Origin of the sequence: Seonamhaeicola aphaedonensis (assembly GCF_003386195.1) — a bacterium.
Classification (GTDB): Bacteria; Bacteroidota; Bacteroidia; order Flavobacteriales; family Flavobacteriaceae; genus Seonamhaeicola; species Seonamhaeicola aphaedonensis.
Genome location: NZ_QRDX01000002.1, coordinates 319,896 through 344,337, shown reverse-complemented (window position 1 = coordinate 344,337; position 24,442 = coordinate 319,896). Strand labels below are relative to the sequence as shown.

Sequence of the window (24,442 nt, the reverse complement as noted above, 5' to 3'; positions counted from 1 at the left end):
AACCCTATCACATGTTAAAAAACCTAACAACTATTGCTTGCATTTTATTAACAATAAGTATTTCGGCTCAAGGCAAAACCAGAGATGAAGTTTTGCAGTTAATCGCAGAAGATACTTGCGAGTGTATAAAGAATGATCCAGAAGCTTTTACTCAAGCTAAATCGATGCAGCAAAAAGAGGTAGCCTTAGGCATATGTTTATTAAAAAGTTTTAATAAAAGAAAATCAGAATCTGAAGAAACTAAGAATTTGGGAGTTGGATTAGATTTTGAGGCTTTGGGAGAAGAAGTAGGAATAAAAATGGTGACTACCTGTGGGGCTGATTTTATGGCCATTTTTTCAGATGACCAATTAGATGAAATTATAGATGAAGGTTTGAATGACCAAACGCCACCACCACCAGCAGAAAAAGATGTTTTAAGTTTGTCAATGACAGTTTCTCTTGAAACTATTCATAACGATGTAATCTCGTATATTAAATTTAAAGATGATTTTGATAAAGAACAAACTTTTTTGATAGTCGATCAGTTTACAGGAAAGGAATTATTAAAAAAACGTAATGTTGGAAAGACTTTTGAAGTTTATTACGAAAAACGTAATTTTTACGATTTGAGTGAACAAACCTATACAAAGAAAAAAGTGCTTAAATATATTGAACTTAAAGAATAATGTTAGTAGATTTCAATACATTGCCTGAAGAATCAAGAGTTTGGATTTACCAAGCCAACCGCTCTTTTACAGAAGACGAAATAGCTGAAATTAGTTCAAAACTGGAAACTTTTATAGAAAATTGGACTGCCCATGGCAGTGACTTGCATTCTGGATATCTAGTTAAATATAAGCGATTTATTGTTATTGGATTGAATCAAAACTTAAATAACGCTACAGGTTGTTCAATAGATGCCTCAGTCCATTTTATACAACAGTTAGAAAAAGAGTATCATGTTGATTTGATGGATAAAATGAATGTGTCTTACAAACAAGGAGACTTTATTGCTTATAAGTCATTAACAGATTTTAAAAAAATGGCTAAAGACAGATCAGTTTCTAAAAACACCATTGTCTTTAATAATTTAGTTACTAATATTGCCGAGTTCAATGAAAACTGGGAAGTTCCTGCAAGCGAAAGTTGGCACAATAGATTTCTTAATTAACAATTCACAGTATTAACTTTCATATTTCAAACAGAATAGTGATTTTTACAGCTTTAAAAGTGAAAACAGGAAACTTATGGCTAAAGAAATTTTCTTATTAAACATTTCAGGGCAAGATAAACCTGGGTTAACATCGGGGCTAACATCGGTATTAGCCGAATATGGAGCCAAAGTGTTAGATATTGGTCAAGCCAATATTCATGATACCTTGTCACTAGGGATGATGTTCGAAATTCAATCAGGGAAAAAGTCGGCAGCAGTTTTAAAGGATTTATTGTTCAAGGCCTATGAGTTAGGTATTACCGCTAAGTTTACGCCAATTTCACTGCCAGATTATGAAGATTGGGTTAATCTTCAAGGAAAGGATAGATATATTATAACCATTCTTGGTGAGAAATTGGCAGCAAAACAAATATCTGAAGTAACAAAAGTTATCTCTGATAAAAACTTAAACATTGATTCTATTAAACGTCTCACTGGGCGTTTATCTTTAATTAAGTCTGAAGAATATCCTAGGGCTTCTATACAGTTGTCCATAAGAGGAAAAATTGATAACAAAGCTGAATTTACAGAAAAATTCATGCAGATTTCTCATGACTTAGATGTAGACATTGCTTTCCAAGAAGATAATATTTATCGTCGAAACAGACGTTTGGTTTGTTTTGATATGGATTCTACCTTAATTCAAACTGAAGTCATTGATGAATTAGCAGAATTAGCTGGGGTTGGTAAGCAGGTAAAAGCTATCACTGAATCTGCAATGCAAGGGGAAATAGACTTTAATGAAAGTTTTGAAAAGCGTATGAAGCTTTTAAAAGGACTCAGTGAAGATGTATTGCATAATGTGGCTGTTAATTTACCAATAACCAAAGGAGCTAGAAGGCTTATTGATACCTTGAAAAGTTATGGCTTTAAAACAGCTATTTTATCGGGTGGGTTTACCTACTTTGGCCATTATTTGCAAAAAGAATTAGGTATAGATTATGTATATGCCAACCAATTAGAAATCAAGAACGGTGCGCTAACAGGCAATTACATTGGAGAGATAGTCAATGGGGAGAAAAAAGCTGAATACCTCATGGAAATCGCCCAAAAGGAAGGCATACATATCAATCAAACTATTGCTGTTGGTGATGGTGCTAATGATTTGCCAATGCTAAATCTTGCAGGTTTAGGCATTGCTTTTCATGCAAAACCAACAGTAAAAGATAATGCCCAAAGCTCTATTTCGAGTATTGGTCTTGATGGTGTTTTATATCTTTTAGGATATCACGATAGACATATTGATTTGTTAGAATAGTAGTTCATTTCTTCTTTATAATTCTATCTTAAAGTCTTTTTATCTTCTTGTTAAAAGTAGTATTTTGGCATGATTATTAGTGTTAATAACTGTTTTTGCTAATAGTCACAATAGTTTTACTCATGCGTCAACTCTTAACCATAATAGTTTTATTTTTTGTTTTCTATAACCTACAAGGACAAAGCACTCAAAATCCTTTGCTTTCTAGTGATGTAAAGTCTCAAAAAAAATGGGTAGATAGTGTCTATAACTCCCTTTCCTTAAAAGAAAAAGTAGGGCAGTTGTACATGGTACAGGTCATGTCTAATCAGGATGCGGCTACAAAAAATAAAATTGTGAAGCTCATACGTAACCAGCATATTGGTGGTATAATTTATTCCAATGGCGGTCCAATTAAACAGGCTAAGTTAAATAACGAATTACAATCAATTTCTAAAATTCCTTTGTTAATAGGTATGGATGCTGAATGGGGCTTGAGTATGCGATTAGATTCTACCTATGCGTTTCCATGGAACATGACTCTAGGAGCCATTAAAAATAATGCCTTGATTGAAAAAACAGGAAAACACATTGGTGAACATTGCAAACGCATCGGAGTCCATTTTAATTTTGCTCCGGTTGTTGATATTAATACCAATCCTAATAACCCTATTATCGGAAATAGGTCATTTGGTGAAGATAGAGATAATGTCACAGACAAGGCACTTGCTTTTATGAAAGGTATGCAAAATGCAGGCGTATTGGCAAATGCTAAACATTTTCCGGGACATGGTGATACTGATCAAGACTCTCATAAAACGTTGCCAACTATAAATTTTGATGCAAAACGCATTGATTCTGTTGAATTATACCCGTACAAAAAGCTTATAAAAATGGGTCTTTCAAGTGTGATGGTGGCTCACTTGAACGTGCCAAGTCTAGAAACTAAAACAGGGTATCCCTCTTCATTGTCAAAAAATATCATAAGTAATATTTTAAAAGATTCCTTAGGATTCCAAGGATTAATTTTTACAGATGCGCTTACTATGAAGGGTGCAGCAGATTTCGATTTAACTGGAGATATTGATTTAGCTGCTTTTAAAGCAGGTAATGATGTGATGCTCATGTCTGAAGACCCAGAAATAGGTATTTTAAAAATAGTTCGAGCTTACAATAATGGTGAGATTTCTGAAGAACGTTTGGCTCACTCTGTGAAAAAGATTCTTCAGGCAAAGTATAAAGTTGGGTTACATAATTATCAACCTGTTGGGTTATCTAATTTGGTAGCAGATTTAAATAGACTGGAAGACGATATATTATACGAAGAATTAATTGAAAACGCTGTTACCGTTATTAAAAATGATAATGATTTGCTTCCATTAAGGCAATTAGAAACCAAGAAAATTGCCTATGTGCAATTAGGTGATGATAGCGGTTCTATGTTTTTTGATGAACTTAAAAAGTATACCAAAGTACACCATGTTAAAGTTAATGAACTAGATGACTTAATGGGCAAACTTCAGGTATATAATACGGTTGTAATAGGTTTTCATAAATCTAATGCTAGCCCATGGAAATCTTATAAGTTTTCGGATAAAGACTTAGCTTGTTTGCAAGAAATTTCCAGAACTCATGACGTTATTCTTGATGTTTTTGTTAAGCCTTATGCGCTACTAGATTTAAAGTCTATTGAAAATATAAAGAGTATCGTAGTAAGCTATCAAAACAGTGAAATAGCTCAACAAAAATCAGCCCAAATTATTTTTGGAGCATTAGAGGCTAAAGGAATATTACCTGTTTCTATAAGGGATAATTTCAGTACAGGTTTTGGAATAGAATATAATGAGATTAAACGTTTAGGGTACACGCTCCCTGAACGTGTTGGTATGAGTTCTAAAAAATTAGAAAAAGTTGATTCTATCGCTCAATTGGCAGTTCAAAAAAAAATGACGCCTGGTATTCAGTTATTAATTGCTAGAAAAGGAAAAGTAATATATAATAAAAATTTTGGGAAGCATACCTATGAAGGAAATGAAAAGGTCTCTTTTGATGATATTTATGATGTAGCTTCTTTAACTAAAATTCTAGCTACTTTACCACTTCTAATGGAGCTTGAAGAACAGGGTTTAGTCTCATTAGATAGTAAGCTGTCAGATATTTTACCAGAGTATAAAGAATCGAATAAAAAAGATATTACAATCAAAAAAATGCTTTCTCATTATGCTAGATTACGTCCGTGGGAACCTTTTTATTATCATACTTTAGATTCGATCACAAAAAAACCAAGTGAAAAATATTATAGAACTAGTAAAACTGATACTTTCAATATTGAAGTTACTAAAAACCTGTATTTACGGTCAGATTATCAGGACTCTATTCAAAAAATTATCAGAGAATCTGAACTGTTGGATAAATTAAGATATAGATATAGTGACTTTCCTTATTATATTCTAAAGAAATTTATTGAAACTCATTACGACAAAGGGTTAGATAAATTGGTCCAAGAGCATTTTTACCAGTCGTTGGGAGCAAACTATACATTATATAACCCGTATCATAGAATAAGTAATAAAAAAATAGTCCCTACAGAGGTTGATGATTATTACAGACATCAAAAAGTGCATGGTTTTGTGCATGATATGGGAGCAGCCATGCAAAATGGAGTAGGAGGTCACGCGGGTATTTTTAGTAACGCCAATGATGTAGCTAAAATTATGCAGATGTTTTTACAAAAAGGATTTTATGGGGGTAAGCGTTATTTAAAACCAGAAACCATAGATAAGTTTAATACATGCTATTTTTGTGAAAACGATAACAGACGAGGCGTGGGTTTTGATAAGCCACAGTTAGATGAAGAAGGACCAACTTGTGGCTGTGTATCAATGACTAGTTTTGGGCATTCTGGTTTTACAGGAACTTATGCTTGGGCAGATCCTGAAGACGAAATTGTATATATTTTTTTAGCAAATAGAACATATCCTAAAGCAGGGAAAAATTTATTACTAAAAGAAAATATTAGAACGGAAATACAGCGCTTTATTTATGAAGCAATAGAAGATTAATAAAGTGCCCTAAAGTTTATGAGAAATGAGTACTTGAAATTTAAGTATCTCAATACTTAAGGCACTTATAACTTGAAGTACTTAAAATTTAGTGTATGAATATAGGGATTGTTTGTTATCCTACATTTGGAGGTAGTGGTGTTGTAGCCACAGAGTTGGGGCTAGAACTTTCTAAACGAGGTCATGAGATTCATTTTATAACTTACAGTCAACCCGTTAGGTTGGAGTTGATTAGTAATAATGTACATTATCATGAAGTGAATGTGCCAGAATATCCTCTATTTCACTATCAACCTTATGAGCTAGCTTTGTCTAGTAAATTAGTGGACATGGTTAAACTACATAAAATTGAAATTTTGCATGTTCATTATGCAATACCTCATGCTTATGCAGCGTACATGGCAAAAAAGATGCTATTAGAAGAAGGTATTCATGTTCCTATCGTTACGACTCTTCACGGAACTGATATCACCTTAGTAGGTAGTCATCCTTTTTATAGACCAGCAGTTACTTTTAGTATAAACAAGTCTGATGCCGTAACAGCAGTATCTAAGAATTTAAAAGATGATACGTTACGTTTATTTGATATTAAGAATATGATAAATGTAGTTCCTAATTTTATTGATTTAGATAAATATAACCACCAATTTAAAGATTGTCAGCGTGGTATGATGGCAAGTGAAGATGAAAAAATAATTACTCACATAAGTAACTTAAGGCCAGTAAAGCGGGTTCAAGATGTTATAACTGTGTTTTATAACATTCAAAAAGAAATACCAGCTAAATTAATGTTTATTGGTGAAGGCCCAGAAAAGGAAAATGTAGAACAAAGGTGCATGGAATTGGGTATTATAGATAAAGTCATTTTCTTTGGAAGGAGTAATGAAATAGACAAAATACTTTGTTTTAGTGATTTATTTCTGTTGCCGTCACTTACAGAAAGTTTTGGTTTGGCTGCATTGGAAGCTATGGCCTCTGGTGTTCCTGTAATTTCAAGTAATACGGGAGGTATTCCAGAAGTTAATATCCATGGTTTTTCTGGTTTTTTAAGTAATGTGGGCGATGTAGATGATATGACCAAAAATGCACTTTATATTTTAAGTGATGAAAAGCGACTTAAAAAGTTTAAGGAAAATGCTAGGACACAATCCTTAAAGTTTGATATACACAGTATAGTACCACAATACGAAGCTATTTACGAAGATACGTTGACAAAATGTCTGGTGTTATAATCTAAACATGCTGGTCTACCAAAATAACGTTTCCGTCGGGGTCTAAAAGAGCAAAACTGGCAGGCCCCGATGTTGATTCATCGGCTTCATTAGTTAATTTTATATTATTAGATTTTAAGTGTTTTTGAATTTCTCGTACATCATCAAAATTCTCTAGCTTGTTTGCATTTTCATCCCAACCAGGGTTAAAAGTTAAAATGTTATTTTCAAACATTCCTTGAAATAAACCCACAAGCGCATTTCCGTTTTTCATTATGAGATAGTTCTTTTCAATATCACCGGCAAAAACTTTGAATCCGAGTGTTTCGTAAAAATCTCTTGATTTATAAATATCTTTCACCGCTAGACTTATAGAAAATGCTCCTAATTTCATGTTTTTAGTTTTTCTAAAAATACAAAATTAAACATCCTGAATTGGTTATTGAGATCAGCTTCATGATAAATAAATTACCATTATCTTTTTGTATTATAAGTCTTTATGGGTGTTTTTTGTCAATTTTAAGTTAAGCTAATGAACATTTTTAAATACCCAATTTCTAATACTAGAACTATCTTTCGTCGGGAAATCTTTAGGTACTAATTGAGTTACATTTCCAGTAGCTGCCCATTCAGCACCTCTTTGAAGTGTGGTTATAAAACCAACACACTCCATAGAATAGTCCATATGCCCTAAAGTAGAGTGGAATATTCTACCTTGACCATAATTTAATGTCATTAACATGGGTTCATGTCTTCCAGTTCTTTTACTATCTTCACTAGCATCAGAATATGCTGTAGCTAATATGGTCATATTTTTACCTGGACCACGTAAACGTTCATAAAGCTCATCCTTGGCATGCATCCATAATTTTGGTAGTCCATTCATAATGGGGTGGTCTGGAATTCTTGTTTGTATTTGGAATTCTTGTCTTTTGCCATGGGAACCACACATGCCTTCGGAATAATCATATTCAATTTCATCATCGCTGTTATAAAATACATACGGGCCTGAGTTTACATTTCTACCTCCCCAGCCACCAAGTCCTATCATCTTATTAAATTCATCCCAATCTCCCCAAGGATTATTAGCAGCATGTATAATTACCAAACCACCTCCGTTTTTTACATAATTTTCAAAATTTGTTTTTGTAGATTCTGGCCAATCAGATGAATTCCAACCAAAATTAGAGATAACCACATCATAATTTTCAAAAGCAGGACTAAAGTTTGGATCTGGTTTGGGAGTGTCAACCACTAATCTTTTCTTTCCATCATTAAGGGGGTAGTGGGTTAAAAGTTCTTTAATGTCTTGAATGCCCTCAACTTCATCATGATGTGGACCAACCCAATTATAAGCGGTTCGACTTATGTCTACTTCAAAAATACCTGTTTGTTCCAAATAGTCTTTTATCATAAATGTGCTTTTTGGCCATATACCATGACTATTCTCGCCATCTACAATCAAGGCTTTTAGTTTTTTAATAGGAATATTGGTAGTTGTTTTGCTTTTACAATTAGTAAATGCTACTACGTAAACTAGTAGTAAAATGGTATTTAGAAATCGCATTTCTAGTTATTTAAAAATTATTTTTTTGAAAGATACTTAATTATAAACTCTTAATCGTTTAAAATCTTTCATCGGAGTAATTTGTACAAGTAAAATATCCGTTAATTGAAGTTTTGTATGAGTAGGAAAAAGTAAATAAAATAGGTTTGTAGAACAGTTACTAATCCTACTCAATTTTTGATCTGACTTTTTCAATTCATACTCAAAAATTACTTTAGAACTTAAATCAAGAGATAATGAAATTTATCAATTTTATTAATATAAATTAATAAAAGAATATAATGAAACGAGAAAATTAAAGTATAGAATTATCTATCCTTTTGTTGAGTTTCTACGCTTTATTGCTAGAGGTTTTAATGGTTTTCTGGTATAGCCAAACAAACGATAGTCTTTAATTAAATCTGCAGTTCCTTCAGGGAGCATATCTTCCCAACCTGGTTCTCCTTTGTCAATCATATCTAGTGCTTTTCTTGAGAATATGTTCATAATACTTTCATCATAGTCCTTGATATCAACCACTTTTCCATTGTATTTAAAGAATTTATACAATTCTTTCATTCTTGGGTATACTTTTAAATTTTCACTATTAAGTAATTCACCATTTTTGGGATCAAGCATAGGGTATAGATACACTTTTAAATCTTTGAAGAATAACTTTCCAAACGCTTCCAAAATACCCCCACTGATATGACGGTAATATTTTTCATCAAAAATATCCACCAAGTTGCTTACACCCATAGCTAGTCCCATTCTGCCTTTAGTGTAATTAGAGAAATATTCAACAACTTTGTAATATTCTTTAAAATTGGAAATCATTACAGATTGCCCTAAAGCACAAAGTAAATCTGCTCTGTCTATAAAGTCCTGCTCATCAATTTCTCCTTCAGCCCTTAAGTTAGAAAGTGTAATTTCAAAAACTACCATGGTGTTGTCAGGGTCTACTTTCTTTTCATTGATAAACATCTCATAAGACTTTTCATACATAGCCATGTTTACCTTTGTAACTGGCCTAAAGCTACCACGTAATGCTAGAATATTCTTCTTATAAAAAACCCGAGCTGGAAGTATATTTGTGCCATCTGGACCAAAAACAACCGCATCTGTCATACCGTTTTTAACCAATTGCAAACTCATTAAACGGTTATCTACATCTTTAAAAACAGGGCCAGAAAAATTAATGGTATCAATCTCTAGTTGATCTTTATCTAAATGATCGTATAAGTATTTTAAAAGTTTTTTAGGTTCATTATACTTGTAAAAAGCACCATATATAAGGTTTGTTCCAAGTATACCAAGTGTTTCTTGTTGCAGTCTAGCATCCGTTTCTTTAAATCTTAAATGAAGGATAATTTCATTATAATCTTGATTTGCTTCTACTTGATATTTAATTCCAACCCAGCCATGACCTTTAAATTGTTTTGCAAAATCTATGGTAGCAACCGTATTTGCATAACAAAAGAATATTTTATCAGGATTTTTATCACGGGTAATACGCTTCTCCATTAAATCCATTTCATGAGCCAACATTTTGCGTAGTCTTGACAGGGTTACATATCTCCCGTCTTCTTCGGCTCCATAGATGGCGTCACTAAACGCTTTATCGTAAGCAGACATGGCTTTTGCAATGGTACCAGAGGCACCCCCAGCTCTGAAAAATTGTCTACAGGTCTCTTGACCAGCGCCAATTTCAGCAAAAGTTCCGTAAATATTTTGATTCAGGTTTATTCGAAGCGCTTTAGATTTTATAGGAGGAACATCATCAAATGGTCGGTCTCCTTTTATGGTTATATCCATATCATTTATAGGTTGTATCCGTTACTCACAAAGGTATTAAATAAGTAAGCCAAACAAAAAAATAACATTATTTTTGTCAGGGCAGTATTCTGACTTAATTATTTTGCAGAATTAATAATATAAGAAGAAAATATCCCCAAACCGTTAAAGGTTTATGTATACCTGAGGTTATTTTAATTGATTCAACATAAAAAAATATAAATAAACCCTTACGCTTTGAAAGTTACATTTTTAGGAACCGGAACATCTCAAGGCATCCCCATTATTGGGAGCAAACATCCCGTTTGTTTAAGTAAGAACCCTAAAGATAAAAGGCTTCGTGTTTCTATTTTAGTTGAGTGGGGTAATTTTAGTTATGTTGTTGATTGTGGACCTGATTTTAGGTGTCAAATGCTAAGAGCAGGTGTTGACAAGATTGATGGGATTTTGTTTACCCATGAGCATACAGACCATGTAATGGGCTTAGATGATATTAGACCTTTTTATTTCAGGCAAGGAGATATTCCTATTTATGGCCATAAACGCGTATTAAAAGCGTTAAAAAAACGGTTTAAATATATCTTTAAAATAAAGAATAAATATCCCGGAGCCCCTACAGTTATTTTAAACAGAATTAAAAATGAACCTTTTATAATAAGTGGGTTAGAGGTAATACCAATTAACGGAAAACATGCCGAATTACAAGTTTTTGGTTTCAAGTTTGGTGATTTTGCATATTTAACCGATATGAAAACTGTCAAGAACAAAGAAATTCAAAAAATTAAAAACGTAAAAGTTCTTGTGGTAAACGCGTTGCGCATAGAATCACACAGATCTCATTTTAATTTAGAAGAGGCTCTAGAGTTTATAAAAAAAGTGAACCCAGGAAAAGCCTATTTAACTCATATTAGTCATTTACTTGGTTTTCATGATGATGTTGAAAAAATATTACCAGACAATGTGTTTTTGGCCTATGATAGTCTTCAAATAACTATATCATAGATTCTATTAGAACTATATAACTCATGATTATTTAAAGAATCCTACAAAATTTATAAAGATGAAACAAAGAATTTTTATGTATCTGTTTATTTTTTCAATGCTTCTAGTGTTGTTTCAATATGTTAACTCTAAACGCGTATTTGAAGATTTAAATAGCAGATTAGAAAAAAATGAATCTAAAATCAAGATATATAAAGATTCTTTACGCATTATAGAAGATGCGTTTTTAGATGTTTCTCATTTTAATCTAGACAGAAATGAAGATGCTATCAGTTATTTTGAAAGAGATGGTTATAAGATAGATGAGCTAATCCCATTTATAAAAGATGAGCTTTATAAGTTGAATGAAGTTAAAGGCGAACACCCAATAATACCCTATGCTTCTAGTGAAGGGCGAAAAATGATGATTAACACTATAAAAATGCTAAACCACAAATGGATTATTGCCGATTTTTCAGATGGAGAATTTTGGGGAGAGCTCTTTTTAACATATGAAATAACTGATGATAAGCAGCTTTTATTCAGGTTGGTAGAATCATTTTTGTATCCTGTGTTTTAATTAGCTTTGAATGCTATACCTTTCTGCTTTTTTATTTCGCCTACATACGAATACTCAAAAGTATAGGAACTATCAGTAGTTGTTAAAATTTTTAAGTGAATATCCTTACGTTCTGATATGTTTTTTGGGTTAATACTTTTAAAAACAACCTCACAATCATTAATCCACCGCACTTGTGAAGAATCAACCTTGTTATTGTAGTGTTCCACTTGAAGGCCTCTAGTTCTAAAAAATTCTGATTTAAAAATCTTTCCATTAATGCTTATTTCACTATAAAATTTACCAGTTTTAAAATTGTTACAGTTTCGTTCTATATTCTGACAATTAAATAAAATAACAAGGAGGAGTAACAAATATAATAAGCGCATAATATAGTTTTTCAATACAAAACTAATTTAATTCTGAAAATTTTTAAACGATCCGTCTGAATAAAAAATAACAATTCGCTCAATAGTTTTGTCATTTTTATTTTTAAGTAAAATTTTTGATTCTGAATTTTCACGTTCCTGAATTTGATTTTCAGTTGGTTTAATGTCTAAGTTTTTTTTAATAGATGGAAATTCGCCCGTACCATTTAATAGCCAATACAATTCAACTTCTGGAAAGGAGGTAAGTACTTTTAGTACAAATTCTAAACTTGGCTTATTTCTACCAGAAAGGATATGAGAGATACTTGAGCGTTGAACTCCTATTTCCTCAGCGAAAGAAGAAGCGGATTGACCGTAATAATCGATGACTCGTTTGAGTCTTTTAGCAAATTTTTCGTTGTTTACCATTGTAAATAATATTGAGTTGCAGCTTGGTGTTACAAATGTAAAAAATTATACTTTAAGAAGCTTTCATTATGGAATAAAAATGACTATATATTAGTATTTTACTTCATATAAACATGCTTAAAGTATTGATATACAATTAAATGTATTTCATTTAGTTGAAAAGAAGTTTAATTATCATTTCCAAGCACATTAACGTATACAAATGTAACATATATGACCACAATTAAGTGTTAACAAATGTAAAAATGTAAATGTTTACATTTGTATCTTAAAGAAAACATATGCAAATTGATTATTTAAAATCTCTATTTGAAAACAATAAAGAAAAAGCGCTTTTCGGACGCTACATTACCAATAATCACATAGAGTCATTGCTTAAAAAGTTCAATAATAATTTCATTGTTGAGACCATTGGGTATTCTGTATTAAAGAAATCTATCTACGGCATAAAATTAGGAACTGGCAGGAAACGTATTTTAATGTGGTCTCAAATGCATGGAAACGAATCTACCACAACAAAAGCGTTGTTTGATTTATTGAATTCTTTCACCCATAAAGAAACTGGTTTAGACTATATATTAAAGGCCTGTACATTGTATATTATTCCTATATTAAATCCAGACGGTGCTGAGGCATACACTAGAGTAAATGCCAATGAGGTAGATCTAAATAGAGATGCCCAAAATTTATCACAACCAGAAAGCCTTGTTTTACGTAGTATTTTTGATAGTTTCCAACCTCATTACTGTTATAATTTGCATGGTCAGCGTACTATATTTAGCGCTGGCAAAAATAATAAGTCAGCCATAGTATCATTTTTATCACCAGCCCAAGATCAAGCATGTACGGTCACACCAAACAGAAAAGTAGCCATGGAAATAATAAGTGTTATCAATAGAGCTTTACAAAAAGTTATACCTAGTCAGGTAGGTGTTTATGATGATGCTTTCAATATTAATTGTGTAGGCGACACGTTTCAAAGCAAAAATGTGCCAACCATATTATTTGAAGCGGGGCATTTTTATGATGATTACCATAGAGAATATACTAGGGAGCTTATTTATTTGTCATATGTGACATCTCTGGACTATATAGCTAATAATGAAGTTGATGGCACTCATAGCGAAGCCTATTTTGATATCCCTGAAAATGAAAAGTTGTTTTTAGATGTCATTATCAGAAATGTTTCAGGATATTCTAATGGGCTTGTTGATATTGGTGTCCAGTTCAAGGAAACATTAGTTAATGCTCATTTGGAATTTATTCCAGTTGTAGAAAAGATTGAGAAATTAAATAACATTTACGCACACAGAGAAATAAATGCAGAAGGGGAAAAAGTGTTAGATGAAAATCAAAAACACCTATCAATTGGTAACGAAAACGTTTTCGTGATATTGAAAAATAAGAAAATCGTATTAAACCCAAAATAAAACCCAGTTATTATACATAATTATTAATAAAAATGTATTAATTTTGGCTTTTATCTAAGAAAAGCTAATTATGGGAAAAATAAAATTAGACGAAATTGACCACCAAATTCTTGATATGTTGATTGATAACACAAGAATTCCTTTTACAGACATAGCTAAAAAATTATTGATATCTGCAGGAACGGTACATGTACGTGTTAAAAAAATGGAAGAATCTGGAATCATTAAGGGATCTTCTTTAATGCTTGATTACAAAAAACTAGGATATTCTTTTATTGCTTATGTTGGAGTTTATTTAAATAATACATCACAAACTAAATTTGTTTTAGAGCGTATCAACGAAATCCCTTATGTAACTGTGGCTCATATCACTACTGGTAAATTTAATATTTTTTGCAAAATTAGAGCCAGAAGTACAGAACACGCTAAAGAGGTTATTTTTCTATTAGATGATATTGAAGGTGTTTACAGAACTGAAACTATGATTTCATTGGAAGAAAGCATTAACGACAAGAAACGTTTAATGCATTCTATTTTTAATGACATGAATTAAGATATTATGATTCTATAACTAAAAAGCCCTTTAAAAAAAGGCTTTTTTTTATGATTACGAATTGTAATAGTTAAAAGCATCCACAATAATATTGTCCTCAACTTTGCAGTCAATCTTTGGTTTTCCAATTGATTCTAGAAGTACAAAATTAATGTTCCCATGATTATTCTTCTTATCATATTTTAAAAGCTCCATTATGGGTTCATATTCACTTTTATCAATAGAAACTTTTCCGTAATAACCAATAAGTAAATCTTTGATATCGTTGGTTAGCTCTTTTGGAAAACCTGATAATTCAGAAGATATATAACATGCTAATATCATACCTATAACGATGGCTTCACCATGTAATAATGTTTCTTTCTTTGGGTTGCTCAAAAAATAAGATTCTATGGCGTGTCCTAAAGTATGTCCGAAATTCAAAGTTTTTCGTAGACCATCTTCAAAAGGATCTTCATTGACCACATTTCTCTTAATGATAACAGATTGGTAGATGAGTTCGTCTAAATCAACCAATGTAAGTGCCGACAAATCCTTGAACTTGTTCCAGTATTCATTATCACTAATCAATCCATGCTTTAACATTTCAGCTAAACCAGATCGCATTTGGTTCGAAGGTAATGTGTTTAAATAATAAGGATCTATGAGTACTAAATCTGGGTCGCTAATAACACCTATCTGATTTTTTAAATGTCCTAAATCAACACCAGTTTTCCCTCCAACAGATGCATCAACCATAGATAAAAGGGTAGTGGGGACATTTATATAAGCAATTCCTCTTTTAAAAGTACAAGCAACAAATCCACCTAAATCAGTAATAACACCACCGCCAATATTAACCATTAAACTTTTTCTATCGGCATCTAAATCAGAGAGTGTGTTCCATACACCAACGCAAGTCTCAATAGTCTTGTTTATTTCACCTGATTCAATTTCAATGATTTCAATTTCAGCATTCGCCTCAAGCTTTTCCAAGAAAAAAGGCAAACAATATTGGTGTGTATTTTCATCAACTAAAATGAAAATCTTAGAAAAGTTATGCTTTTTAAGATGCTTGTTAACAGCCGTGTAGCAGTCATTATTAAAATGAATTGTGCAATCTTTATAAGTGATAGAATCCATAAATAAATAGCTTTTTAAAGGCTGTGAAATTAAGGAGATTTTATATAAAATGATAACTTATGGTTAATTATATTTGTAGTAAGTTGTTGATAATAATGCAAAAAAACGAACGTATTTTCGAAAATACAGAAATTGCTTTTTCTCTTAAAAACGATTCTGAGTTAGAGAGAGCTTATTTTTTATTTAAAATGATATCTGTTCAACCCCTAGTAAGAATAGGTACAGCCGCTACCAATTTTGCATTAAAAGCAAATTTACCAATAGAAGGACTTATTCGTGCTACAGTATTTGACCATTTCTGTGGAGGTATTAATGAAGACGATTGTTTACCAGTCATTGAGAAGATGTTTAGTAAGGGAGTTAGTTCTGTGCTTGATTATTCTGTTGAAGGTAAAGAAAATGAAAATGAGTTTGATAATACCGTTGAAAAGGTTCTAAAAATTATTGATTTTGCTAAAAATATAGATGCTATACCTATAGCAGTGTTTAAACCAACTGGTTTGGGTAAATTAAGTTTGTATACAAAAGTGGGAATGAATAAATCTTTAGACGATACAGAACAAGAAGCTTGGAATAAAGTTGTATACCGTTATAATATAATTTGTAATAAGGCTAAAGAAAATGACGTTGCCGTTTTAATTGATGCCGAAGAAAGTTGGATGCAAGATGCGGCTGATACTCTTGCAACCGAGATGATGAAAACCTACAATACTGAAAAACCAATAGTTTTCAATACCCTACAAATGTATAGACATGATAGATTAAAATTCTTAAAGGCGGAACATAAAAAAGCTATTAAGGGTGGGTATTATTTAGGTTATAAATTAGTAAGAGGTGCTTATTTGGAAAAGGAAAATGATAGAGCCAAAGAACAAAGTTACAAGTCTCCAATTTGTGAAAATAAAGCAGCTACCGACGCCAACTTTAATAATGGGTTAAAATATATTGTTGATAATTTAGATAATATCTTTGTATTTGCGGGCACTCATAATGAAGAAAGTTCTTATTTGCTCATGCATTTAATGAAAGAAAAAGGTTTGAAAAACAACGATTCTCGGGTTTGGTTTGGGCAGTTGTACGGAATGAGTGATCATATTAGTTTTAATCTTGCTAATCTAGGTTACAATGTGGCTAAATATATTCCTTTTGGACCTGTAAAAGATGTTATGCCATATTTAATAAGAAGGGCTGAGGAAAACACCTCAGTTGCCGGACAAACAGGTAGAGAATTGAATCTTTTAAATAACGAAAAGAAGCGTAGAAGAAGTCAATATTCAATGTAGTTATAGTTTATTTATATATGACTTTAGCAAATGACTTGATAATAATTCTTAAATCAAAAAAGAAATTTCGTTTTTCAATATACATTTTATTATATCTAAGTTTGTCAGGAATGATGGTGTTTATATAAAAGTCTTCTGGGTTTTCAGCAGCTTTTAAAAGTTCTACCTCATTTCGATACTTTAGTGAAGCAAGTCCTGTAATACCTGGTCTAACACAAAAAACATTTATATCTTTTTCATCGTAAAAGTTAACGTAATACCTAAGCTCTGGTCTAGGTCCAACAAAACTCATATCTCCCTTTAAAACATTAATTAATTGAGGAAACTCATCAATTTTATAACGTCTTAGAAAATAACCTATTTTGGTAACTCTAGAATCATTATTTCCTAACGTAAGGAGACCTTCTTTTTCAGAAAGAATACGCATGGTTCTAAATTTGTAAATATTGAAGTCGGTATTATTTTTACCAACTCTACCTTGAATAAATAGCGCTGATCCCCTAGAATCAATTTTTATAAGTATTGCAATTAAAAGAAGAATAGGAAAGAGTACGATTAACCCAATGACAGCAAAAACAACATCAAAACTTCTTTTGAGCATAACTTTACGGAACCTCTTTAAAATCTAATACCGTAACAATGCTATCACAGTTCTTAATCACAACAGACACAAGATAATCATTATGCTTACCTTCAATAAAATAGTTTCCGCAAGGTTCTTGTCTTGGGTTGCTTTTAGAAAAATCTATATTGCCTTTTTGCAATATCTGCTTGATAGTGGAAGAATCACTAATAAAAGTTTGAGTATAATTAATAGGCTTAGAATTAATATTTTTCAAAACCCTGGCTTTTGGACCATAATCACAAGACACTTGTTTTCCGTTCAAGAAAAAAGCAAGTACTATTAACCCAATAGAGAAACCGCCTAAATAGTAGCCTAATCGTTGTATAAACTTCATTTAAATTACTTTGATTTGGGGTGCTTTTAGAAAATAAGTAAGTTAGCATCACTATAACTCAAATCAAACCATTCACCCACAGATTTGCTTGTTAAAATTCCGTGATAAAAATACAATCCATTTCTTAAACCCCTATCAAAACGTAAAGAATTTTCAATACCACCATCTTCAGCAATCTGTAATAGATATGGCGTAAAAATATTGCTAATGGATACTGATGCTGTTCTGGGGTATCTAGCAGGAATATTAGGTACGCAATAATGAACCACGCCATGTTTTATAAAAGTGGGGTGTTTATGAGAAGTAACCTCACTGGTTTCAAAACAGCCCCCCATATCTATACTTACATCAATAATAATAGCGCCTTTTTTCATAGTTTGTACAAGGCCTTCTGTTACAACTATAGGTGCTCTGTTTTTGCCTCTTACAGCTCCAATTACTACGTCGCATCGTTTTAAAGCCTTGGTTAAATTTTTTGGCTGAAGGGTAGATGTGAAAAACGGTCTACCTAAGTTAGTTTGAATACGTCTGAGTTTGGTAATGGAGTTATCAAAAATTTTGATACCAGCTCCCAGACCCATAGCGCTTCGAGCGGCAAATTCACCAACCGTTCCAGCTCCTAAAATAACCACTTCAACAGGTGGAACACCACTAATGTTTCCAAACATTAAACCGTTACCATCTTTGGTGTCTGATAATAATTCCGAAGCTATTAAAACTGAAGCAGTTCCTGCAATCTCACTCAACGATCGCACGGCAGGATAGTTGCCATCGGCATCTCTTATAAACTCAAATGCCAAGGCTGTAATTCGCTTAGATGCCAGAGCTTCAAAATACTTTTTGTTTTGTGTTTTGAGCTGCAATGCCGAAATTAATATGGTTTGTGGATTAAGAAGTTTTATTTGCTCAAGCGTTGGCGGTTCCACTTTTAATACAATAGGACAAGCAAATACTTTTGCTGTATCTTTAGTAATTTCGGCACCTGCTTCACTATAATCTTTATCGCTAAAACTGGCACCTTCACCAGCTCCTGATTCTAATAGTACTTTATGTCCGTTATTAACCAACGCAAAAACGGCATCTGGAGTAAGGCATATGCGTTGCTCTTGAAAAGCAGTTTCTTTAGGTATTCCAATAAATAAGTCTCCCTTTTTTTTAAATATTTCTAGGGTTTCTTCTTGAGGTAAAAGCTGTTGCTTTGTGAACGGAGAAAGTTGTTTAGACATCGAAAATTATAAATAAAAATCAAATTACAAATAAATTTTTTAATGCTTACAAAAACTAAAAATTTAATTAATTATTTTACTTCTCTAGAAAGCTAAAATTGTGGGATTTTTATTTATTTTTATTGGGGTTTTACCATAACTTAATTTAACATAAATACCTTAAGTTTGTATAGAGGTATATTTTGTATGCAAAAAAGATTTTTAGCTCTCTTATTTTTTTCTTTCTCATTTGTCTGCTTTTCTCAAGATTTAGTTATACAAGGTAGGGTACAGGATGAAAAAAATCTCCCTATAGCTTTCGCTAATATAGTCATCTTCAATGATAATGTATTTGTAAGTGGGACTACAACCAATGATAATGGCTATTTTCAAATTGAAAATTTAAACGCTTCAAACTTTATAATTAAGGTTAGTTTTTTGGGGTATGAATCTGTTGAAACACCCATTACTGTAGAGTCCAATACTTCAATTGAACCTATTATTCTGAAAGAAACCGTTGAGATTTTAGAAGGTGTTACAGTAATTGCTAAGAAACCTACAGTTAAAAGAATGGTTGACAGAATAATTTTTAATTTGGAAAATTCCACACTCTCAAACAGTAACGTGTTGGATGTATTAAAACAAACACCTGGTGTTATGGTACATGACGGTAACATAACCGTAAAAAATTCAACACCAGTGGTTTATATAAATGATAGAAGAGTGCACCTATCTGTAGAGGAAGTCCAACAACTTTTGGAAGGAACCCCAGCTGAAAACATAAAATCCATAGAGGTTATAACCAATCCTCCAGCGCGATATGACGCAGAGGGTGGAGCTGTTTTAAATATTATAACCAGTAAAAATATCGTTACGGGTTACCATGGTAGTGTCTTTGGTAATTTTAAACAAGGCCCAGAATTTCCTAAGTATACTTACGGTACCAGTCATTTTTTTAAAACTAAAAAAATTGACACCTATTTAAATTTTAGTGATAGCCCTAAACGCGAATTTAGAAATAATGACCAATTTATTAACTTTTTTAATGGCACCCAACCTGCAACCAGTTGGGAAACTGACGTAAAAAGTACCGTTAGAACTGCTGATAAGACTATAAGTGGTAATATTAATTATAAACTTAATAATAAAAATAGTTTAGGTTTTTCAACTAACATGCTTATAGCCCCAAGAGAAAGCACAAAAGACTTTGTTAATTCTACAACTGAGGTTTTTAACGCTAATAAAGAACTTGATTCTTCTTTTGTAACTGATGGTAGATCGGTTTATGAAACTTTTAATCTAGCGTTTACTTTAGATTATAATCACAAATTCAATAATCGAGGTGAACAACTTTCAGCTAGTATTCACCATACAAATTATGATTTTTCGAGTTTTCAGAATGTTGATACTGATTATTTGTTTCCAGACCAGAGTTTAATTAGAGATAATAGGTTTCAAACATTTTCAAGTCAAAAAATTAAATTATATACAGGACAAATTGATTATTATTTGCCCTTAAATGATGGTGTTGAGTTTGAAGCTGGAGGCAAAGTTTCAGATATTAATTCTGAGAGCCTAGTAACCCAATATATCTTTGACAATGGTATACGGGAGGAGGATTTGAACAACTCCGATACATTTATATATAATGAAACTAATTTTGCTGCCTATACAAGTTATTCACAGGATTGGGATTCATGGAGTATTAAAACAGGCTTAAGATTAGAGTATACGAGTATAGAAGGGAATTCATTATTAAATAATCAAATGAATAAAACAGACTATCTAAAGTTCTTTCCATCTATTCATATTTTGAATAGACTTAACAGTAATAACGAGATATATTTAAACTATAAGAGACGTATAGCTCGCCCTCGATATAATCAGCTTAATCCATTTAGATACTTTTTAAATGATAACACCTTTGTAGTGGGAGACCCTAATTTAATGCCTCAGATAGACGATGTAGTGACTTTTGGGTACACTTTTAACAAAGATTTTACTTTTGAAATTTATTATAGATATGAGAATGACCCTGCTCAAGAGATTGTTTTCCAAGATAATGAAGAAAATGTACTGAAATATAGTTTTACTAACATTGATAATAGTATTTCTTACGGCCTTGACTTTATTACATATACTCAGCTATTAAAGCGATGGAACCTATCGGTTGTCTCATCATTATTTTATTATGAAAACAAATTTTTTGCTTTAGAAAGTGATAATAGCTTGCAGTCTATTGACAGATGGTCTTTATACTTTCAAGTTGCTAACTTTTTTTACTTTTTAGAAGACAACAGTCTTACTGCTGATATAACGTATTTATTTATATCGCCTGTAGTTGCCAATGGTCCATCTGTAACCAGTACAAGATCTGGTTTGAATATTAATGTTAGAAAGTCGTTTTGGGATAATAAGGCATCTTTGAGTTTGGGAATAGCAGATGTCTTTAATAACTTAAATTTTAACCAGACCACCCAATATGCTAATCAAGATGTATTTATGAAATCTAGAATGGAAAATAGACTTTTTATCGTAGGATTCAACTATAAATTTGGTAATACTAGACTAAATAAAACTCGAAAATTAATTGACTTAGAAGAAAGAGACCGGTTAGAAAGAATCAAGGATTAAAAGTAATCTTTCACTTTTTCCCAGAAGTTTTTTGGTGACAATTTCATCTCTTCTTCCAATTCTTCCATTGATTTATTTACCTCATTAATTTTGTTGAAAATCCGAGCTCTAATTAAATAAATAGAAGGTATGATAATTGCCATTATAGGAATTAGATAGAATATTTGGTTATTGTCAGCAAAAGATAAATCGTCATCAAGTACAACTATAATCTGATAAAAATACATTGCAATGGGAACAAGAAGCACATGATACCACCAGTGTCTACAGGTAAAAATCCATATAAAAAGAAGAAACAACGGAATGATTTTGCTTGTCAAAGTCCATGCTAATACAAACAAACTTTCATAAAATTTACTTTCATAGGTACCAAAAAAAGTGTCCCATGATTTAACATCAGGAACACTTTCATGTAAGCTGAACAAGTAAGGTGTTATAGCTATTAAAGTAGCTATAACACTTCCCAAAACTAGATTTTTTCTATCTGCTGGTTCCAGGAACTTTGATTCTCGACTTCTCGATTTTTGCTGTTTGCTCTCCATCTACGTTGTATGTTGTTGCAGCACTAGCTAAAAACATCATACCTCCGAAAATTGCTATTGCAATTAAGTACTTTTTAGTTTTCATTTTATAAGGGATTTAATTAATTAATTACCCAAATGTAACTAAAGAGTTTCTTGAAGAATTTGGTAAAATGTTAAAAAAATGTTAAAAACAGGATTTTCTAAAAATACTGTTGAGGTTTTACCGTAAAACTTCAATTCAAGGAGGTTTTAGGTTGTTTTTAAGCGCAGTTTTAGCATGATTTTTCGGTTAAATTTGGTTCATAATTTAATCTTAATGTTCTAGAATTGTCATTATTTAATACAATATCAATTCTGTCATATTCTAGGGCTATTTGTTCAATTAACTCTGGCCATTCTATTATTTTCCATTCATCAGAATATAAATAATCTTCAATTCCAAAATTATAGGCTTCCTCCAAATCATTGATTCTATATAAATCAAAATGGTAAATTAAGTGGTCTTCAGTTTTATATTCATTTACAATTGAAAATGTTGGGCTAGTAACTTCGTCTTGGCTTCCAAGACATCTTACTATTGATTTTATTAATGTGGTTTTACCAACCCCCATATTTCCGTACAAGAAAATAGTTTTACTTTTTAAATTATTTATAATCTCTCTGGCTGTAATATCAACTTCTTCCAGTGTGTAATTGACTTTCAAAATCGAACAATTTTACTGCAATATTAATAATATATTTCGAGAAAACCTAGAAAAAAGTGTGTTTCGTCGATGTTTTTTGCTTTACATAGATTATTTTGGATTCAAAACAATAAATGGGATAATCATTTCTTCAAGAGACACCCCTCCATGTTGATACGTGTTTCTGTAATAACTTACATAATGATTGTAATTGTTAGGGTACGCAAAAAATAGATCACCTTTAGCAAATATATAAGAGCTACTCATACTTATGGATGGTAAATGAAGCTCATTTGGTTTTTTTGCTTCAAATACATCCTTACCATCATACGTTAAACTACGTCCTGTTTTATAACGTAAATTTAAACTAGTGTCTCTATCCCCTATAACCTTTGAAGGGTTTTTAACATTAATAGTGCCGTGATCTGTGGTTATAATTAATTTAAAACCAAGGTTCTGAGCCTGTTGGATCATTTCAAAAAGCGGTGAATTTTTAAACCAACTTACTGTTAATGATCTGTAAGCTTTATCATTTGAAGCCAATTCTTTCACAACTTCCATTTCTGTTTTGGCATGTGAAAGCATATCCACAAAATTATAAACAACTACAGTTAAATCATTTTTTTTAAGTGCATTGAAGTTTTCTACAAGCCTTTTGCCATTTTTAACGTTAGTAATTTTGAAGTATTCATAATTTAAATGATTGAGCCCTAACCGTTTCATTTGCGTTTCTAAAAATTCGGCTTCAAATAAATTTTTACCACCTTCATCTGTATCGTTTTTCCAATATTGAGGAAACAGCTTTTCCATGTCACTTGGCATCAAACCTGAAAAAATAGCATTTCTAGCATATTGAGTAGCAGATGGTAATATGCTAAAATATGCTTCTTCTTTTTCTTTTTTATAATAGTTGTTTATAATGGGTTCAAAGGCTTTCCATTGGTCATATCGCAAATTATCTATAACCACGAAAACGGTTGGTTGTTCTTCATTAATCTCCGGCACTACACGTTCTTTAAAAAGCGTATGAGACATAACAGGCGCATTGGTGTTGGGCTGAAACCAATTACTGTAATTCTTTTCAATAAACTTTCCAAATTGAATATTAGCTTCTGTTTTTTGAGACTCCAAAATTTCAAACATACCAGTATCTTCTATATCTTCAAGCTGAATTTCCCAATAAATAAGTTTTTGATAAAGTTCTACCCATGCTTCATAAGAGTTTACCATAGCCATATCCATGGCTATTTTTCTAAATTCTTGCTGGTAATTTGAAGTTGTTTTTTCAGAAACCAATCTAGAGTGGTCTAAATTCTTTTTTAAACTTAAAAGAATTTGATTAGGATTTACAGGTTTTATAAGGTAATCTGCTATTTTATTACCAATAGCTTCTTCCATGATATATTCTTCTTCACTTTTGGTAATCATAACCACAGGAAGACTAGCTCTTTTTTCCTTAATCTCATTTAAAGTTTCAAGCCCTGTCAACCCAGGCATATTTTCATCCAGAAAAACAATATCAAAGTTGTTGCTTTCTAATAAGTCTATAGCATCACTACCACTTGTGCTGGTGGTAACTTTGTAGTTTCGTTGTTCTAAAAATAAAATATGTGGCTTTAGTAAATCAATTTCGTCATCTACCCAAAGTATTTGTATGGTATTCATTA

24 protein-coding genes are annotated in these 24,442 nt (G+C 31.8%); 11 read left to right on the top strand and 13 right to left on the bottom strand.

The genetic code is table 11. From position 1 onward, the window contains the following. The first annotated feature begins 11 nt into the window (after positions 1 to 11). The 5 genes from DFQ02_RS05265 (at position 12) to bshA (ending at position 6,726) form a co-directional block, all read left to right on the top strand. Positions 12 to 668 carry a hypothetical protein gene (locus DFQ02_RS05265; protein ID WP_147297733.1) on the top strand — a complete coding sequence of 219 codons (657 nt, stop codon included), beginning with the start codon at positions 12 to 14 and terminating at the stop codon, positions 666 to 668. Further along, positions 668 to 1,153, top strand: a complete 486-nt coding sequence (locus tag DFQ02_RS05260) for an ABC transporter ATPase (RefSeq protein ID WP_116039946.1) — start codon at positions 668 to 670, stop codon at positions 1,151 to 1,153. The genes DFQ02_RS05265 and DFQ02_RS05260 overlap by 1 nt, the downstream gene beginning before the upstream one ends. 76 nt (positions 1,154 to 1,229) lie before the next feature. After that, the gene (serB, locus tag DFQ02_RS05255; RefSeq protein WP_116039945.1) at positions 1,230 to 2,453 is read left to right on the top strand and encodes a phosphoserine phosphatase SerB; all 1,224 of its coding nucleotides are present in this window, start codon (positions 1,230 to 1,232) and stop codon (positions 2,451 to 2,453) included. A gap of 122 nt (positions 2,454 to 2,575) precedes the next feature. Next, complete coding sequence (locus DFQ02_RS05250) at positions 2,576 to 5,494, top strand: glycoside hydrolase family 3 N-terminal domain-containing protein (protein WP_116039944.1); 2,919 nt, start codon at positions 2,576 to 2,578, stop codon at positions 5,492 to 5,494. A 95-nt stretch (positions 5,495 to 5,589) separates the two neighbouring features. After that, the gene (gene bshA, locus DFQ02_RS05245; RefSeq protein WP_116039943.1) at positions 5,590 to 6,726 is read left to right on the top strand and encodes an N-acetyl-alpha-D-glucosaminyl L-malate synthase BshA; all 1,137 of its coding nucleotides are present in this window, start codon (positions 5,590 to 5,592) and stop codon (positions 6,724 to 6,726) included. Between the two features lies 1 nt (position 6,727). Here the strand turns inward: bshA and DFQ02_RS05240 are convergent, their stop codons facing one another. The 3 genes from DFQ02_RS05240 to DFQ02_RS05230 form a co-directional block, all read right to left on the bottom strand. Further along, the gene (locus tag DFQ02_RS05240; protein WP_116039942.1) at positions 6,728 to 7,099 is read right to left on the bottom strand and encodes a VOC family protein; all 372 of its coding nucleotides are present in this window, start codon (positions 7,097 to 7,099) and stop codon (positions 6,728 to 6,730) included. Positions 7,100 to 7,234: 135 nt separating this feature from the next. Beyond that, positions 7,235 to 8,272, bottom strand: a complete 1,038-nt coding sequence (locus DFQ02_RS05235) for a ThuA domain-containing protein (RefSeq protein WP_116039941.1) — start codon at positions 8,270 to 8,272, stop codon at positions 7,235 to 7,237. Positions 8,273 to 8,584: 312 nt separating this feature from the next. Continuing rightward, positions 8,585 to 10,066 carry a TonB-dependent receptor gene (locus tag DFQ02_RS05230; RefSeq protein ID WP_116039940.1) on the bottom strand — a complete coding sequence of 494 codons (1,482 nt, stop codon included), beginning with the start codon at positions 10,064 to 10,066 and terminating at the stop codon, positions 8,585 to 8,587. Between the two features lie 216 nt (positions 10,067 to 10,282). On the opposite strand from DFQ02_RS05230, the gene DFQ02_RS05225 reads away from it, so the two are divergent. Together DFQ02_RS05225 and DFQ02_RS05220 are read left to right on the top strand one after the other, a co-directional pair. Then, the gene (locus DFQ02_RS05225; RefSeq protein WP_116039939.1) at positions 10,283 to 11,047 is read left to right on the top strand and encodes an MBL fold metallo-hydrolase; all 765 of its coding nucleotides are present in this window, start codon (positions 10,283 to 10,285) and stop codon (positions 11,045 to 11,047) included. 58 nt (positions 11,048 to 11,105) lie between these two features. Continuing rightward, complete coding sequence (locus tag DFQ02_RS05220; RefSeq protein WP_116039938.1) at positions 11,106 to 11,606, top strand: hydrolase; 501 nt, start codon at positions 11,106 to 11,108, stop codon at positions 11,604 to 11,606. On the opposite strand, the gene DFQ02_RS05215 is transcribed toward DFQ02_RS05220, so the two are convergent. Both DFQ02_RS05215 and DFQ02_RS05210 read right to left on the bottom strand, forming a co-directional pair. Beyond that, the gene (locus DFQ02_RS05215) at positions 11,603 to 11,974 is read right to left on the bottom strand and encodes a DNA topoisomerase IV (RefSeq protein ID WP_116039937.1); all 372 of its coding nucleotides are present in this window, start codon (positions 11,972 to 11,974) and stop codon (positions 11,603 to 11,605) included. The two genes, DFQ02_RS05220 and DFQ02_RS05215, sit on opposite strands and share 4 nt — an antisense overlap. Before the next feature lie 27 nt (positions 11,975 to 12,001). Continuing rightward, positions 12,002 to 12,382, bottom strand: a complete 381-nt coding sequence (locus tag DFQ02_RS05210) for a helix-turn-helix domain-containing protein (protein ID WP_116039936.1) — start codon at positions 12,380 to 12,382, stop codon at positions 12,002 to 12,004. Positions 12,383 to 12,663: 281 nt separating this feature from the next. Between DFQ02_RS05210 and DFQ02_RS05205 the strand changes: the two genes are divergently transcribed. Together DFQ02_RS05205 and DFQ02_RS05200 are read left to right on the top strand one after the other, a co-directional pair. Continuing rightward, entirely contained in the window at positions 12,664 to 13,812 is a 1,149-nt protein-coding gene (locus DFQ02_RS05205; protein WP_116039935.1) for a M14 family zinc carboxypeptidase, read from the top strand. A 70-nt stretch (positions 13,813 to 13,882) separates the two neighbouring features. Continuing rightward, positions 13,883 to 14,365, top strand: a complete 483-nt coding sequence (locus DFQ02_RS05200) for an Lrp/AsnC family transcriptional regulator (RefSeq protein WP_116039934.1) — start codon at positions 13,883 to 13,885, stop codon at positions 14,363 to 14,365. A 54-nt stretch (positions 14,366 to 14,419) separates the two neighbouring features. On the opposite strand, the gene aroB is transcribed toward DFQ02_RS05200, so the two are convergent. Continuing rightward, a complete protein-coding gene (gene aroB, locus DFQ02_RS05195; protein ID WP_116039933.1) occupies positions 14,420 to 15,487 on the bottom strand; it encodes a 3-dehydroquinate synthase in 1,068 nt (355 codons plus the stop codon). Between the two features lie 95 nt (positions 15,488 to 15,582). On the opposite strand from aroB, the gene DFQ02_RS05190 reads away from it, so the two are divergent. Next, positions 15,583 to 16,770: a proline dehydrogenase family protein gene (locus DFQ02_RS05190; protein WP_116039932.1), complete on the top strand. Its 1,188-nt coding sequence runs from the start codon at positions 15,583 to 15,585 to the stop codon at positions 16,768 to 16,770. Between the two features lie 7 nt (positions 16,771 to 16,777). Here the strand turns inward: DFQ02_RS05190 and DFQ02_RS05185 are convergent, their stop codons facing one another. From DFQ02_RS05185 to DFQ02_RS05175, 3 genes are read right to left on the bottom strand one after another with little or no spacing between them, the layout of a single operon-like run. Next, a complete protein-coding gene (locus DFQ02_RS05185) occupies positions 16,778 to 17,371 on the bottom strand; it encodes a sugar transferase (RefSeq protein ID WP_116039931.1) in 594 nt (197 codons plus the stop codon). 4 nt (positions 17,372 to 17,375) lie between these two features. After that, positions 17,376 to 17,729: a hypothetical protein gene (locus DFQ02_RS05180; RefSeq protein WP_116039930.1), complete on the bottom strand. Its 354-nt coding sequence runs from the start codon at positions 17,727 to 17,729 to the stop codon at positions 17,376 to 17,378. A gap of 26 nt (positions 17,730 to 17,755) precedes the next feature. Further along, positions 17,756 to 18,955, bottom strand: coding sequence for an alanine dehydrogenase (locus DFQ02_RS05175; protein ID WP_116039929.1), 1,200 nt, complete (start codon positions 18,953 to 18,955; stop codon positions 17,756 to 17,758). A gap of 186 nt (positions 18,956 to 19,141) precedes the next feature. Here DFQ02_RS05175 and DFQ02_RS05170 point away from each other — a divergent pair, with 186 nt between their 5' ends. Further along, positions 19,142 to 21,568 carry an outer membrane beta-barrel protein gene (locus DFQ02_RS05170; protein ID WP_116039928.1) on the top strand — a complete coding sequence of 809 codons (2,427 nt, stop codon included), beginning with the start codon at positions 19,142 to 19,144 and terminating at the stop codon, positions 21,566 to 21,568. Here the strand turns inward: DFQ02_RS05170 and DFQ02_RS05165 are convergent. The 4 genes from DFQ02_RS05165 to porX all read right to left on the bottom strand — a co-directional run bounded on the left by DFQ02_RS05165 (position 21,565) and on the right by porX (position 24,440). Next, on the bottom strand, positions 21,565 to 22,035 hold the full coding sequence (locus tag DFQ02_RS05165; protein WP_245940199.1) for a hypothetical protein: 471 nt from the start codon (positions 22,033 to 22,035) through the stop codon (positions 21,565 to 21,567). The genes DFQ02_RS05170 and DFQ02_RS05165 overlap by 4 nt on opposite strands. Before the next feature lie 13 nt (positions 22,036 to 22,048). Beyond that, positions 22,049 to 22,195: a hypothetical protein gene (locus DFQ02_RS15175; RefSeq protein ID WP_181896358.1), complete on the bottom strand. Its 147-nt coding sequence runs from the start codon at positions 22,193 to 22,195 to the stop codon at positions 22,049 to 22,051. 169 nt (positions 22,196 to 22,364) lie between these two features. Next, complete coding sequence (gene tsaE, locus DFQ02_RS05160; protein WP_116039926.1) at positions 22,365 to 22,796, bottom strand: tRNA (adenosine(37)-N6)-threonylcarbamoyltransferase complex ATPase subunit type 1 TsaE; 432 nt, start codon at positions 22,794 to 22,796, stop codon at positions 22,365 to 22,367. 90 nt (positions 22,797 to 22,886) lie between these two features. Beyond that, complete coding sequence (gene porX, locus DFQ02_RS05155) at positions 22,887 to 24,440, bottom strand: T9SS response regulator signal transducer PorX (protein ID WP_116039925.1); 1,554 nt, start codon at positions 24,438 to 24,440, stop codon at positions 22,887 to 22,889. Positions 24,441 to 24,442 lie beyond the last annotated feature (2 nt).